This window comes from Stenotrophomonas sp. Ste86, assembly GCF_024519465.1.
Taxonomy (GTDB): Bacteria; Pseudomonadota; Gammaproteobacteria; order Xanthomonadales; family Xanthomonadaceae; genus Stenotrophomonas.
On the sequence record NZ_JALJRW010000014.1, the window covers coordinates 40,480 to 54,139 of the forward strand.

The window sequence follows — 13,660 nt, forward strand, 5'->3', positions numbered from 1 at the left end:
TCCGAACCACGACCAACCGGTAGAGCCGGGCCATGCCCGGCTGCACGCAGCGTCCGAACCACGACCAACCGGTAGAGCCGGGCCATGCCCGGCTGCACGCAGCGTCCGAACCACGACCAACCGGCAGAGCCGGGCCATGCCCGGCTGCACGCAGCCTTCAAACCATGACCACCCGGTAGAGCCGGCCCATGCCCGGCTGCACGCAGCGTCCGAACCACGACCAACCGGTAGAGCCGGGCCATGCCCGGCTGCTCTTCTCTCCCCCTCCAAAAAAACGAGCGGCCGGCTCTTGCTCTCAATCCGGCCCCGGCCAACTGTCTGGGCACGGTGCGGGTGGGATGCCGGGACCGTCGGGCGCCATGGATGGCGCCCGCGAGCCTCCACGGACGGATTCACGGCGTGTCCCGGCATCCCACCCGCACCGCGCCAACCACACGCCAGTGAAACGCTGCTTTCGGCATCTCACCCGCACCGTGCCAACCACCCGCCCATGAAACGGTGCTTTCTGCAGCCCACCCACATCTGCGACCCCATGTCGCAACCAGAACAGCCTTCCCGACCCATCCGGCAACATCCGGCTCACAGCCCGCAGCGCACAATCACCGCCTGTCTTTCGGAGCACCGCGATGACCGTTGAAATCATCAACCCCGCCACCGGCCAGGTCACCTACCGCCACGAACTGCTCGATGCCGCGCAGATCGAACAGCGCCTGGCCGCCGCCGCCAAGGCCTTCCCGCTGTGGTCGGGGCAGTCCCTGCAGGGACGGGGCGCCATCCTGCGTGGCATCGCCGCGCAACTGTGCCAGCGCAAGAACGATATCCAGCAGGCGATGACCAGCGAAATGGGCAAGCTCAAGGCCGAAGCGCTCGCTGAAATCGAAAAGTGCGCCCAGGCTTGCGAGTTCTACGCCGACCACGCCGCCGACTACCTCAAGCCGCAGCTGATCGACACCGAAGCCCAGCGCAGCTACGTGCGCTACGAGCCCATCGGTTGCGTCTTCGCGGTCATGCCGTGGAACTTCCCCATCTGGCAGGTGTTCCGCTTCCTCGCGCCGGCGTTCATGGCCGGCAACGTCGCGCTGCTCAAGCATGCCAGCAACGTCCCGCAGTGCGCCGACCTGATCCTCGCCGTCTGCCGCGATGGCGGCCTGCCCGAGGGCGTGTTCGACGTGCTGCATATCGACAACGACCAGGCCGCCGACGTCCTGCGCGACAAGCGGGTCAAGGCGGTCACGCTGACGGGCAGTGAACGTGCCGGACGCTCGATCGCCGCCACCGCTGGCGACCAGCTCAAGAAGTGCGTCATGGAACTGGGCGGCAGCGATGCCTTCGTCGTGCTTGACGATGCCGACCTCGACAAGACGGTGGCCGCCGCGGTGAAGTCGCGCTTCGACAACAGCGGCCAGACCTGCATTGCCGCCAAGCGGTTCATCGTGGTCGACGCGATCGCCGACGCGTTCGTGGAGAAGTTCGTCGCTGCCGCGGCCGCGCGCGTGTACGGCGATCCGCAGGACGAGAAGACCACGCTGGCGCCGATGGCCCGTGCCGACCTGCGCGATGAGCTGCACAAGCAGGTACAGACCAGCGTGGCCAAGGGCGCCAAGGTCCTGCTCGGCGGCGAGCCGGTAGCCGGCAGCCATGCCGGATACCCGGCCACCATTCTGGACAATGTTGGCCCCGGCATGCCTGCCTACGACGAAGAACTGTTCGGCCCGGCGGCGGCCATCGTGCGCGTGCGCGATGACGCAGACGCGCTGCGTGTGGCCAACGACACCAGCTTCGGCCTGGGCGGCAGTGTCTGGAGCGGCGACGCGCAGCGCGGCGAAGCGATCGCCAAGCGCCTGGAATGCGGCGCGGCGTTCGTCAACGCCATCGTCAAGAGCGACCCGCGCCTGCCGTTCGGCGGCACCAAGCGCTCCGGCTTCGGCCGCGAGCTGGCCGACCATGGCATCCATGAGTTCATGAACATCAAGACCGTTTACGTGGCCTGATCGGAGCGGCCCGGCAGGGCCGCTGGAACCGGTAGTGCCGGCCGTTGGTCGGCTGCTCGAAATCTCCAAACACCCGGCGTGAATCCGGGTTTTTCTGGAGCCGGCCAGCGGCCGGCACTACCTGCGTATCGCCGCTTGGCGTCGCACCACCGGCCGACCTCAGAGCCAGCGGACGCGCTTGAACAGGCGGTACAGCCCCACGCAGATCGCGCCGACGCCGATGATCATCGCCGGGTACGCCCACGGCTTGTCCAGCTCGGGCATGTGGGTGAAGTTCATGCCGTACCAGCTGGTGATCAAGGTCGGCGCGGCCAGCAGCGCGGCCCAGGCACCGAGGCGCTTGACCGTCTCGCCCTGCGCCAGCGTCACCAGCGACAGATTCACGCTCAGCGCGGTGCCCAGCATCTCGCGCAGGGTATCGATCACATCGCTGATCCGCACCGCGTGGTCGTGCACGTCGCGCAGGTACAGCTTCACCTCATCGGGCACCAGCTCGCCCTGGTAGCGTTTGATCTGCGCCAGCATGTCCTGCAGCGGCGCCACGGCCATGCGCATCTTGTTGAGCTCGCGCTTCAACTCGTACAGGCGCACGACGGTCTGGCGCTTGTAGCTGTCGGAGAAGATGTCCTTCTCCAGCAGCTCCAGCGTGTCGCGGTAGCGCTGGGTGATCGGCAGGTAGTTGTCGACCACGAAATCCAGCACCGCATACAGGCAGTACGACGGGCCCATGGTGCGCAGCAGCTCGGGCTCGCGCTCCACCCGCGCGCGCGGCGCGGCGTAGGACAGCGACGCGCCGTGGCGCACGGTGACCAGGAAGCGCGGCCCGAGGAAGGCGTGGGTTTCACCGTACTGGATGCGCTCGTCCACCATCTGCGCGGTGGTGACCACCACGAACAGCGAGTTGCCGTACGACTCCACCTTGGGGCGCTGATGCGCGTTGCGTGCGTCTTCGATGGCCAGCGAGTGCAGGCAGAATTCTTCCTGCAGCTTCAGCAGCACGCTGTCAGCCGGCTCGTAGAGACCGACCCAGACGAAGCCGTTGCCGCTTTCGATCACATCGCTGATCGCGTCCAGGCTGATGTCGTGGCGCTTGCCCTGATCATCGTAATGGACACAGTTGATGACGCAGGGCGGATTGACGGGTGCGGTACTTTCCATGGGCGGCATCGTGCGTCAGCGGCCCGTGACGGGCAGGTCACGACGACCCAGCGCCCACGCCAGCGCTAAGTGCACCGGCAGCAGCAGCACGATCCATTGCAGGTTGACCTGCGCCTGCAGGCTCAGCCAATGCAGTACCAGGCCCAGTGCGGCCAGCAGCGCCACCGCCCACAGCACGATGCGGAACCACGCACGCGGCACGCGCCCGCGCAGCAGGGTGACCGCGCCGGGCAGCAGCAGCAGGCACAGCGGTGACAGCACCAGCAGGTTGCGGTTGGCCCACGCCGCCTGGTGCGCGCTGAAGCCCCACAGGTAAGTCAGCAGTGCTCCGGCGATGCCGCAGAACAGCCACAGCGGCAGCGCGATACCGCCCAGCACGCGCCGACGCGTGCGCAGGGCGATTACGCCCGCGGCGGCCAGCAGGCCACACAGCAGCCACGGCCACCAGTGGCGCGGAGATTCCTTGGGTTCGGGCGCGATGCTGTGCGGCAGCAGTTCCTGCTCGGCCTGCACCAGCGGACGGCCTTCGCTGTTGCGGGCCTGGCGCAGCGCGTCGGCCAATCGCATCGGCACGAAGGCTTCCTGCCAGCGCGACAGTGGCTGGTCGGCGAACGGCCCCAGGCCGATGTCGAAGCCCAGCCACATCCATGGCGAGGGCGAGGCCAGCCGCACCGATTCGCTGCGGTAGGTGTTGCCACGCGAGCGACCGGACAGCTGCGAATGCAGGCCGCCGCCCAGCGCCTGGTCGATGGTGTCGCGCACCATCGTGGCGCAGTTGGCGGTGTAGTAGTCGTAGCGGTAGCGCGCGTTCTCGGGCTTGGCGCGTTCGGCCAGGCCTGCGGCCAGCGTGCGGGCCTGCTGCGGGTCCAGGTCCAGCCACTGGATGCTGGCGCCGCGGCCGCTCTCGCGGTAGTACGACATGTCTTCGTCCAGCGGCAGCGCCACCAGGTAGTACATCATGTCGCCGCGCACGAAGCGGCCGATGAAGTCCGGCTCGCCCGGATCGAAATAGCCGAAGTTGTAGGAGATGGCCTGGCCATTGCGCGGGTCCAGGACGACCAGCGCATCGTGGCCGAAGCGCTCGAAGAAGATCTCGCCGGGCTGCATGGTCACCACGCCAATGCGTGGCGCAGGGGACATGTCCGCAGCGACACCGGGCGCGGGTGCTTCATCGCTTGCGACCGGCGTATCGGAGGACGTGGCGGCAGCCTCCTGCGCCAGCGCCGCGAACGGGACACTGGCCAGGAGGAGCAACCACGACAGGAACAACAGGCGGCACGACGGCCACCGCTTCAGCAGGGGCCGCATGGCGTTGATCAATCCTCGGTGTCGGTGTCCGCCGACAGCACGGTCACATGGAACGCCTGCACGCGGCGGGCATCGGCACGCGCCACCCGGAACACGAAGCGGTCCAGGCTGAGCTCGTCGCCGGTTTCGGGCAGGTGGCCGATCGCCTCGGTGACCAGGCCACCGATGGTGTCGTAGTCGTCGTCGGGGAAGTCGGCGCCGAAACGCTCGTTGAAATCCTCGATCGCGGTCAGTGCATCGACCACGTACTGGCCGTCGGCCTGGATGGCGATCTGCGCGGTGTGGTCCTCGGCCTCGTCGTGCTCGTCGTCGATCTCGCCGACGATCTGCTCCAGCACGTCTTCGATGGTGACCAGCCCGGCGACGCCGCCGTACTCATCGACCACGATGGCCATGTGGTTGCGCGAGAGCCGGAACTCCTTGAGCAGCACGTTGAGCTTCTTGGCTTCGGGGATCAGCACCGCCGGGCGCAGCAGTTCGCGCACGTTGGCCGGACCGTGGTCGGCGACCACGCCGCGCAGCAGGTCCTTGGCCAGCAGCACGCCAAGGATGTCGTCCTTGTTGTCGCCGTGCACCGGGAAGCGCGAATGGCCCGATTCGACCACCTGCTTCATCAGTTCCAGGAAGGGCGCTTCCACCGGCAGCGAGACCATCTGCGAACGCGAGATCATCACGTCGCCCACGGTCAGCTCGGCGACCGAAATCGCGCCTTCCATCATGCGTAGGGTGTCGGCGGCGATCAGCCCATCTTCCTGCGCGGTGTGCAGGACCGCCACCAGCTCGTCGCGGGTGTGGGGTTCGCCGGAGAAGGCAGAGGTCAGGCGTTCGAGCCAGCTGCGCTTCTTTTCGTTTTGCTCCACATTGGAGCCACTACTGTCGTCTTCAGACATCTCTGGAAAAAAAGGCACCCGGCGAGCCGGGCGTTGGATTCAGTCTAGCAGGATGAGCGCCGCTGTCAGCGTCCGCCGGCGGGCGCGGCCTTCACGGGCCGGCCGGGGGCGGGGAGTCCGGGGAGGCGGCGCCCGGCGTGGCGTCCGGGGCCGGCTCCTCCTCCGGCGGCAGGTCCAGGCTGTAGGTGCAGCCGGCCAGGGTCTTGCCGGGGTGGGTCTTGACGGTGGACAGGCTCAGGATCACCGATTCGATCATCGGCTCGCCGGTCGTCGGGTCGGTGACGTCGCGGCTGACCAGCTCGCGCCCGGCCATGAACTTGTCCGGGTTGTCCACGCCATCCTCCAGCGCCAGCCGTTTGGCCATCGGGCGCGGGTCGGCCAGGTCGAGGATGGCCATGATGCTGGCCCCGGCCACGGCGATGTACTCGGTCTGCTGGCCGAATACGGTCACGGGCATGGCCAGGCGGAATTCGCTCATGAATTGATTGGACTGCGGCAGCGGCTGCAGGCCGTTGGCTACCGCCTTGAGCGGGTCGGCCACGACCGGCGCCACCGCGTTGTAGTCGGCCAGCCCCTGCCGGCATTCGATCAGGGCGGCCAGGTCCAGCGGGGCGGCGACGCTGGTGGCGGGCAGCAGGGCCAGCAGGCCCAGGCAGGCGGTCTTGAAGGCGATCATCGAAAATCCGTGGGTCACCGGCGGGCGGCTCAGTTCTCGTTGGCGTAGGGGTCGTCGATGCCCAGTTCGGCCAGGATGTCGCGTTCCAGCTGCTCCATGGCCTCGGCTTCCTTGTCGTCCTCGTGATCCCAGCCCAGCAGGTGCAGCACGCCATGCACGGTCAGGTGCGCATAGTGGGCATTGAGTCGCTTGTCCTGCTCTTCGGCCTCGCGCGCGACCACCGGGGCGCAGATCACCAGGTCACCGAGCAGCGGGAATTTCACGCCCTTGGGCAGGCCCTCGGGCACCTCGGCCGGGAAGCTCAGCACGTTGGTGGCGTAGTCCTTGCCCCGGTAATGCCGGTTCAGCGACTGGCCTTCCTTGGCATCGACCATGCGGATGGCCAGGTCGGCCTCGCGGATGCGGCCCTTGAGCGCGGCGGCAACCCACTTGCGGAAGCTCACCGCCGAGGGCAGCCCGGCACGGGGCAGGGCGTAGCTGACGGCTACATCGAGGCGGACGGGGCCCTTGGTCATGGCGATACCGGTAGTTCAGATCAATCGGAAGTGGACAGTGTACGTCTACTCCGCGCCGGGTTTTACCTGCTGCAGGTCGCGGCGGTCGTACGCGCTGACGATGCGTGCCACCAGCGGGTGGCGGACCACGTCGCGGGCTTCGAAGAAGGTGAAGCTGACGCCCTCGACATCGCGCAGCACCTCGATCGCATCGCGCAGGCCGGATTTGACGTGCTTGGGCAGGTCGGTCTGGGTCAGGTCGCCGGTGACCACGGCGGTCGAGCCGAAGCCGAGACGGGTCAGGAACATCTTCATCTGCTCGACGGTGGTGTTCTGCGCTTCGTCCAGGATCACGTACGCATCGTTGAGCGTGCGCCCGCGCATGTAGGCCAGCGGCGCGATCTCGATGATGTTTTTTTCCAGCAGCTTGAGCACTTTTTCCACGCCCAGCATTTCGTACAGCGCGTCATACAACGGGCGCAGGTACGGGTCCACTTTCTGGCTCAGGTCGCCGGGCAGGAAGCCCAGCTTCTCGCCGGCTTCCACCGCCGGGCGCACCAGGATCAGCCGCTGCACGCGCGACTCGTTCAACGCGTCCACCGCGCTGGCCACCGCCAGGAAGGTCTTGCCGGTACCGGCCGGGCCGATCCCGAAATTGATGTCGTGGGTGGTGATCTGGTGCAGGTAGCGCGCCTGGTTGGCGCCGCGCCCGCGCACGGTGCCGCGCTTGACCTTGATGGTCACGTCCTGCGCCTCATAGGCCCCGTCGACGACGTGTTCGACGTTGGCCTGGTTCAGCCGCAGGTGGATGGCGTGGCTGTCGAAGGTGACCTCGGCCGCTTCGGCGTAGAGGGCCTCGATCAGCGTCTTGGCTTCTTCGATCACCCGCTTGGGGCCGGTCACGCGGAACACGGGGCCGCGGTTGGCGATCTCCACGCCGAGCTTGAGTTCGATCTGGCGCAGGTGCTCGTCGAACGGGCCAGCCAGATTGGCCAGGCGTTCGTTGTCTTCCGGGACCAGGGTGAAGTCGCGTTGTGCAAGTGCCGTCATTGCGTCAGGCAGCCATCGGTCGTAGCGACCCGGCCGCAGCGTTGGGATGGGAAACACAGGGTAGCGCGCAGCCACGTTGGCCGCCAGCGAAGGCGCGGTTCTCCACAGCGTCTGTGCAAGGACGGTGCAGCAACCTGTGGATAGCCGGCGTGGGCCTTAGTGCGGCAGGCGATCCGCGGTCGTGGTAAAAAAAGCGTCACGCCGCGCGCGTTCATCCACAGCGGTTGTGGGTGGATGTTGGAGAAACATGTGGATAAGCACCGTGGCGCCCATGGCGGCAAGGGTTTGCGCCAGGTGATCATTTCATGACCAGCGCGGCGTTGACTGACCTCTTCTTCACGGAGGTGTGCGCAAGGCGACGGCGCATCTCCTTCTGCAGAACGGCGTCCGATGTCACTGGTCGTGTCTGTGTCCGGCCGATGGGTGCCGTTGGCTGCGACGGGTCGGCTGGTCCGCGCCGGAACCTCGCTGCTGCAGCTTGAACAGACCCGCACCGCCGCCCACTGCCAGCGGTGCAGGCGCAGTCGCGCGCGCTGGTGGGAACGGCGGCCCGAGGTGCCGCCGCCGCTGGCCGGCGCGCCCTCAGCTCGTCACCATCCGCGCGCGCAGCGAATTGCTGTACGCCTCGGTGATCACCACATCGACGAACTGCCCGATCAGGCGCGGGTGCCCGGGGAAATTCACCGAGCGCATGTTCTCGCTCTTGCCGGTCAACTCGTTCGGATCGCGTCGCGAGGGCCCTTCCACCAGCACGGTCTGCACGGTGCCGACCATCTTGGCCGAGATCGCCGCAGCCTGTTCGTTGATGCGCGCCTGCAGGCGCGACAGGCGCGCGTGCTTTTCGGCATCGCTGATCGTGTCTTCCAGATCGGCCGCGGGGGTACCCGGGCGACGCGAGTAGATAAAGGAGAAGCTGTGGTCGAAGCCGATGTCTTCGATAAGCTTCATGGTCTTTTCGAAGTCGGCCTCGGTCTCGCCGGGGAAGCCGACGATGAAGTCCGAGCTGATCGAGATGTCCGGCCGCACGGCGCGCAGCTTGCGGATCTTGGCCTTGAACTCCAGGGCCGTGTAACCGCGTTTCATCGCCGACAACACCTTGTCGCTGCCGGCCTGCACCGGCAGGTGCAGGAAATTGGCCAGCTGCGGCACATCGCGGTAGGCATCCACCAGCGAGTCGCTGAATTCCAGCGGGTGCGAGGTGGTGAACCGGATCCGGCCAACACCGTCGATCTCGGCGATGGTGCGGATCAGCAGGCCCAGGTCGGCGAACTCACCGTCCCCATACGGACCGCGGTAGGCATTGACGTTCTGGCCCAGCAGGTTGATTTCGCGCACACCCTGCGCGGCCAGCTGTGCAACTTCCACCACCACGTCCTCGAAGGGACGGCTGACCTCGGTGCCGCGGGTGTAGGGCACCACGCAGAAGGAGCAGTACTTCGAGCAGCCTTCCATGATCGACACGAACGCCGAACCGCCCTCGGCGCGCGGCTCAGGCAAACGGTCGAACTTCTCGATCTCGGGGAAGCTGATGTCCACCTGCGACTTGCCCGATTCGCGCCGCTGGCGGATCAGCTCCGGCAGCCGATGCAGGGTCTGCGGGCCGAACACCAGGTCCACGTGCGGGGCGCGCTTGATGATCGCCTCGCCTTCCTGCGAGGCCACGCAGCCGCCCACGCCGATGATCACGCCGCGGCCGTTGTTCTTCAGCGCCTTCCAGTAGCCCAGCTGGCTGAACACCTTCTCCTGCGCCTTCTCGCGGATCGAACAGGTGTTCATCAGCAGCACGTCGGCCTCGGCCGGGTCGTCGGTCAACTCCAGGCCTTCGGCGGCGGCCAGCACGTCGGCCATCTTGGACGAGTCGTACTCGTTCATCTGGCAACCGTGGGTCTTGATGTACAGCTTGCCGCGCACCGGTCCGGTCACCTGTGGCCGGGAGCCGGGCAGGGCGATCAGGTCGGGGCGGGGGGCGGGCGAATCAGGTGTGGCGGCAGGCAAGGCGGAGCCGGCCGAAGTCGGCGCGGTCGAAGCTGGCGTCCCGGTCATGGCGCTTATTCCAGTCGGGTGGGCGGGCAGGCAGCCGGTTGGCTGCGATGAGCCGTGCATTGTATGCCGGAAGCACTCCCCGGACGGGTTCAGGGCCGATCCGCGCTGGCGACCGGCGTCAACCCCTTGGCAACCACCGCCGAAGTTGGGACACTCCCGGCAATGAAGGGGATCTTGGGGATCGCTGCGTTGGCCTTGGCTGCGCTGACCGCTATGCCGGCCAGTGCGGGCACGCTGTACAAGTGCCTCGGTGCCGACGGCGTGCCCAGTTATGTCAGCAAGCGGGTATCCGGGGCGTCCTGCAGCGTGGTCAGCAGCTACCGGCCCGACCGCAGCGCGCCGCGCCGCTACACCCCGCCGCCGGCACCGGTCGCCGCGCCAGCGCCTGCACTGGTCCCGACAGCGACCGCCAGCGCGCCCGCCAGTCCGGTCCAGGCCGATCGCGCCAACACCGGCACCGCCCTGACCGCCAGTGGCCCGGCGCCATCGGCCACGGTGCTCAGCGCGCCGTCGGCCCCGGCCGCGCGGGCCAACAAAGCCGGCCGCGTGGTGAGCGGGCAGGTCTACTCCTACATGAAGGAAGGGGTGCGCCACTACACCAGCGCCCGCCCGGCGCAGTTGGCCAGCCTCGGCCCGGTGCGCACCATCCACTACACCTTCATCGAGCGCTGTTACGCCTGCGGGGCCAACCCCGGCGTGAACTTCGGCTCGGTAAGGCTCAACACCACCGCGTTCCAGAGCGAGATCACCGCCGCCGCGCGCGAGTTCGGGGTCGAGGAAGCCGTGGTCCGCGCGATCATCCACGCCGAATCGGCCTACAACCCGACCGCGCTCAGCCGCGCCGGCGCCCAGGGCTTGATGCAGCTGATGCCGCCCACCGCGCGCCGCTTCGGCGTCACCGACTCCTACGACGCCGCGCAGAACATCCGCGGCGGCGTGCAGTACCTGTCCTGGCTGCTCAAGCGCTTCAACGGCAACCTCACCCTGGCCGCTGCCGGTTACAACGCAGGCGAGGGTGCCGTGGATCGCCATGGCGGCGTACCGCCTTACAGTGAGACCCAGTACTACGTGAAGCGGGTGGCGCAGCTGGCCGAACGCTACCGTGGTGCGCAGGCCACCACCCAGTGAGCCGACGCGCCCATGGCGCTGGCTGGCCTCCATGCCGTAATGTCGTGTCGTAATGTCGTTCCGTAGTACCGCGTTGTGTGGCCGACTTCGGTTCAGCTACACTCGCGGCTGATTCAATGTGGACTGGCCCCCACCGGTCTGCTGGCAGCCTCAAGCTACCTAAATCAATATCGGAGTGCCGGATGGCCAACGATGGGGTAAACGATCCAGTCGATACTGGACGTCGACGATTCCTTTCAGCAACCACTGCGGTGGTCGGAGCGGTCGGCGTCGGATTTGCAGCAGTGCCGTTCATCAAGTCCTGGAATCCCAGCGCCCGCGCCAAGCTGGCCGGTGCTCCGGTGATTGCCGATATCAGCGCACTCCAGGAAGGCCAGCGACTGGTCATGGAATGGCGTGGACAGCCGATCTGGATCGTCAAGCGCTCCAAGGCGATCCTGGACGCGCTGCACGGCCTGGATGATCGGCTCAAGGATCCCGAATCCGGGGTCAAGGACCAGCAGCCGGCCTACGTGCTCAAGCAGAATCCCGAATTCCGCGCGATCAAGTCCGAGGTCTCGGTCCTGGTCGGACTGTGCACCCACCTGGGCTGTTCGCCGGAGATGGTCGCCGAGATCCGCCCCGAGCCGTACGACCCCCAGTGGAAGGGAGGGTACTTCTGCCCCTGCCACAAGTCGCGCTTCGACATGTCCGGTCGCGTGTTCAAGGATGTCCCGGCGCCGATCAACCTGCTGGTGCCGCCGCACCATTACCAGGACGACAACACCATCATCATCGGCGTTGACCCGCAGGGGGCGGCTTGACCATGGCCAACATCCTTTCCCGCACCGCCACCGGCGTCGCCGACTGGGTCAACACGCGCGCCCCCGGCCTGATGCCGGTCTACCGCAAGCACGTGACCGAGTACTACGCGCCGAAGAACTTCAACATCTGGTACTACTTCGGTTCGTTGGCGCTGCTGATCCTGGTCAACCAGATCGTGACCGGCATTTTCCTCACGATGCACTACAAGACCGATGCGGCCGAAGCGTTCGCCTCCGTCGAGTACATCATGCGTGACGTGGAGTGGGGCTGGCTGATCCGCTACATGCACTCCACCGGGGCCTCGCTGTTCTTCATCGTGGTCTACCTGCACATGTTCCGCGGGCTGTTGTATGGCAGCTACCAGAAACCGCGCGAGCTGGTGTGGATCCTGGGCATGCTGATCTACCTGGTGCTGATGGCCGAAGCCTTCATGGGCTATGTGCTGCCGTGGGGCCAGATGTCGTTCTGGGGCGCGAAGGTGATCATCTCGCTGTTCGGCGCGATTCCGGTGATCGGTACCGGGCTGACCGAATGGATCATGGGGGATTACCTGCCCAGCGACGCCACCCTCAACCGCTTCTTCGCCCTGCACGTGATCGCCCTGCCGCTGGTGCTGTTGCTGCTGGTGGTACTGCATCTGGGCGCGCTGCACGAAGTCGGCTCGAACAACCCCGACGGCGTGGAAATCAAGAAGGGTCCCAAGGGCAATCGCTGGTCGGCCACCGCGCCCACCGACGGCATCCCGTTCCATCCGTACTACACGCTCAAGGACGGGGTGGGCGCCGGGTTCCTGCTGATCATCGCCGCCTTCATCATCTTCTTCGCCCCGGCCTTCGGCGGCCTGTTCCTGGAACACGACAACTTCACCGAGGCCAATCGCCTGGTGACGCCCGAACACATCAAGCCGGTCTGGTACTACACCCCGTACTACGCGATGTTGCGGGTGGTGCCCAATAAGCTCGGTGGCGTGCTGGTGATGTTCTCGGCCATCGCGATCCTGTTCCTGGTGCCGTGGCTGGACCGCGCGCGGGTCAAGTCCTACCGCTACCGCGGCTGGCTCTCGCGCGGCCTGCTCGGCGTGTTCGCGGTGTGCTTCGTCTGGCTCGGTGTGATCGGCTCCGGCCCCGGCACCGACGCACATGAAACCTACGTGGGCCGCGTATTGACCTTCCTGTACTTCGCCTTCTTCATCACCATGCCGCTATGGACCAGGCTGGACAGGACCAAACCGGTACCGGATCGGGTGACCACGCATGACTGACCACTGGATTGTCCGGCTGGCCTGCGCGGCCGCCTTGATGCTGGCCAGCAGCCTGGCCGGCGCCGCCGAAGGCGGCACCACCCTGCAGGCCGGCAACGACCTCGGCGACCGCGCCTCGCTGCAGCGCGGCGCGCAGCTGTACATGAACTACTGCTCCGGCTGCCATGCGCTGAAGTACCTGCGCTACTCGCGGATGGCGGCCGACCTGGGCCTGAGCGAAGAAGAGGTCATGACCAACCTCAACTTCACCGGCACCCCGATCGGCGAGCAGATCCCGGTAAGCATGCCCAAGGCCCAGGCCGAGAAATGGTTCGGCAAGATGCCGCCGGACCTCAGCCTGATCGCCCGGGTGCGAGGCAGCGACTGGGTCTATACCTACCTCAAGTCGTTCTACCTCGATCCGTCCCGGCCGCTGGGCTGGAACAACCGCCTGTTCCCCAATGCCTCCATGCCCAACCCGCTATGGGAGATGCAGGGCCTGCAGCACGCGATACACGGCAAGCCGGAAAGCCCGGGGGCAGACGCGCCGGTGGTCGGGCTGAAGATCGAACAGCCGGGCAACGTGAGCGCTGCCGAGTACGACCAGACGGTGCGCGATATCACCAACTTCCTGGAGTACGCCGGCGAACCGGCCGCGCTCAAGCGCCAGAAGCTCGGCGTGTGGGTGATCCTGTTCCTTGCGCTGCTCACCTTCCTGGCGTACCTGCTCAAGAAGGAATACTGGAAGGACGTGCACTGAGCGCCATCCCGCCGCCGAGCATCGATCGATCCGATCAGGGGTCGATCGGCCTATTGGCTTTTGTGATGGGCAGTTGCACACTCGGGTACTGTGACGACCGCTGGCAATGGGCTGGCGG

12 protein-coding genes are annotated in these 13,660 nt (G+C 66.7%); 5 read left to right on the top strand and 7 right to left on the bottom strand.

Annotated elements, in window-relative coordinates; translation table 11 throughout:
* The first annotated feature begins 626 nt into the window (after positions 1-626).
* Entirely contained in the window at positions 627-1,991 is a 1,365-nt protein-coding gene (locus NR101_RS13360) for an NAD-dependent succinate-semialdehyde dehydrogenase (protein ID WP_256776211.1), read from the top strand.
* Between the two features lie 159 nt (positions 1,992-2,150).
* On the opposite strand, the gene NR101_RS13365 is transcribed toward NR101_RS13360, so the two are convergent.
* The 7 genes from NR101_RS13365 to miaB all read right to left on the bottom strand — a co-directional run bounded on the left by NR101_RS13365 (position 2,151) and on the right by miaB (position 9,610).
* Positions 2,151-3,149: a magnesium and cobalt transport protein CorA gene (locus tag NR101_RS13365; protein ID WP_256776210.1), complete on the bottom strand. Its 999-nt coding sequence runs from the start codon at positions 3,147-3,149 to the stop codon at positions 2,151-2,153.
* A 15-nt stretch (positions 3,150-3,164) separates the two neighbouring features.
* Positions 3,165-4,457, bottom strand: a complete 1,293-nt coding sequence (locus NR101_RS13370) for a DUF4105 domain-containing protein (protein ID WP_256776209.1) — start codon at positions 4,455-4,457, stop codon at positions 3,165-3,167.
* 8 nt (positions 4,458-4,465) lie between these two features.
* On the bottom strand, positions 4,466-5,347 hold the full coding sequence (locus NR101_RS13375; RefSeq protein ID WP_256776208.1) for a transporter associated domain-containing protein: 882 nt from the start codon (positions 5,345-5,347) through the stop codon (positions 4,466-4,468).
* A gap of 91 nt (positions 5,348-5,438) precedes the next feature.
* A complete protein-coding gene (locus NR101_RS13380; protein ID WP_256776207.1) occupies positions 5,439-6,023 on the bottom strand; it encodes a hypothetical protein in 585 nt (194 codons plus the stop codon).
* Positions 6,024-6,052: 29 nt separating this feature from the next.
* On the bottom strand, positions 6,053-6,538 hold the full coding sequence (gene ybeY, locus NR101_RS13385; RefSeq protein ID WP_256776206.1) for an rRNA maturation RNase YbeY: 486 nt from the start codon (positions 6,536-6,538) through the stop codon (positions 6,053-6,055).
* Positions 6,539-6,583: 45 nt separating this feature from the next.
* Positions 6,584-7,567 carry a PhoH family protein gene (locus tag NR101_RS13390; RefSeq protein ID WP_256776205.1) on the bottom strand — a complete coding sequence of 328 codons (984 nt, stop codon included), beginning with the start codon at positions 7,565-7,567 and terminating at the stop codon, positions 6,584-6,586.
* A gap of 582 nt (positions 7,568-8,149) precedes the next feature.
* Positions 8,150-9,610 (bottom strand): tRNA (N6-isopentenyl adenosine(37)-C2)-methylthiotransferase MiaB, encoded by a 1,461-nt coding sequence (gene miaB, locus NR101_RS13395; protein ID WP_256776204.1) that lies wholly within the window; start codon positions 9,608-9,610, stop codon positions 8,150-8,152.
* A 162-nt stretch (positions 9,611-9,772) separates the two neighbouring features.
* Here miaB and NR101_RS13400 point away from each other — a divergent pair, with 162 nt between their 5' ends.
* The 4 genes from NR101_RS13400 (at position 9,773) to NR101_RS13415 (ending at position 13,542) form a co-directional block, all read left to right on the top strand.
* Positions 9,773-10,738: a lytic transglycosylase domain-containing protein gene (locus tag NR101_RS13400; protein ID WP_256776203.1), complete on the top strand. Its 966-nt coding sequence runs from the start codon at positions 9,773-9,775 to the stop codon at positions 10,736-10,738.
* Positions 10,739-10,920: 182 nt separating this feature from the next.
* Positions 10,921-11,541, top strand: a complete 621-nt coding sequence (petA, locus tag NR101_RS13405; RefSeq protein ID WP_256776202.1) for a ubiquinol-cytochrome c reductase iron-sulfur subunit — start codon at positions 10,921-10,923, stop codon at positions 11,539-11,541.
* 2 nt (positions 11,542-11,543) lie between these two features.
* Positions 11,544-12,803 carry a cytochrome bc complex cytochrome b subunit gene (locus NR101_RS13410; RefSeq protein ID WP_256776201.1) on the top strand — a complete coding sequence of 420 codons (1,260 nt, stop codon included), beginning with the start codon at positions 11,544-11,546 and terminating at the stop codon, positions 12,801-12,803.
* 37 nt (positions 12,804-12,840) lie between these two features.
* Complete coding sequence (locus NR101_RS13415) at positions 12,841-13,542, top strand: cytochrome c1 (RefSeq protein WP_256776216.1); 702 nt, start codon at positions 12,841-12,843, stop codon at positions 13,540-13,542.
* Positions 13,543-13,660: the final 118 nt, after the last annotated feature.

What these genes read in the sequence shown, in the direction of transcription:
- NR101_RS13380 (WP_256776207.1), bottom strand. Translation starts at nt 6,023, where the DNA reads ATGATCGCCTTCAAGACCGCCTGCCTGGGCCTGCTGGCCCTGCTGCCC.
- NR101_RS13400 (WP_256776203.1), top strand. Translation starts at nt 9,773, where the DNA reads ATGAAGGGGATCTTGGGGATCGCTGCGTTGGCCTTGGCTGCGCTGACC.
- ybeY (WP_256776206.1), bottom strand. Translation starts at nt 6,538, where the DNA reads ATGACCAAGGGCCCCGTCCGCCTCGATGTAGCCGTCAGCTACGCCCTG.
- NR101_RS13415 (WP_256776216.1), top strand. Translation starts at nt 12,841, where the DNA reads ATGCTGGCCAGCAGCCTGGCCGGCGCCGCCGAAGGCGGCACCACCCTG.
- NR101_RS13410 (WP_256776201.1), top strand. Translation starts at nt 11,544, where the DNA reads ATGGCCAACATCCTTTCCCGCACCGCCACCGGCGTCGCCGACTGGGTC.
- petA (WP_256776202.1), top strand. Translation starts at nt 10,921, where the DNA reads ATGGCCAACGATGGGGTAAACGATCCAGTCGATACTGGACGTCGACGA.
- NR101_RS13370 (WP_256776209.1), bottom strand. Translation starts at nt 4,457, where the DNA reads ATGCGGCCCCTGCTGAAGCGGTGGCCGTCGTGCCGCCTGTTGTTCCTG.
- NR101_RS13390 (WP_256776205.1), bottom strand. Translation starts at nt 7,567, where the DNA reads ATGACGGCACTTGCACAACGCGACTTCACCCTGGTCCCGGAAGACAAC.
- NR101_RS13360 (WP_256776211.1), top strand. Translation starts at nt 627, where the DNA reads ATGACCGTTGAAATCATCAACCCCGCCACCGGCCAGGTCACCTACCGC.
- NR101_RS13365 (WP_256776210.1), bottom strand. Translation starts at nt 3,149, where the DNA reads ATGGAAAGTACCGCACCCGTCAATCCGCCCTGCGTCATCAACTGTGTC.
- NR101_RS13375 (WP_256776208.1), bottom strand. Translation starts at nt 5,347, where the DNA reads ATGTCTGAAGACGACAGTAGTGGCTCCAATGTGGAGCAAAACGAAAAG.
- miaB (WP_256776204.1), bottom strand. Translation starts at nt 9,610, where the DNA reads ATGACCGGGACGCCAGCTTCGACCGCGCCGACTTCGGCCGGCTCCGCC.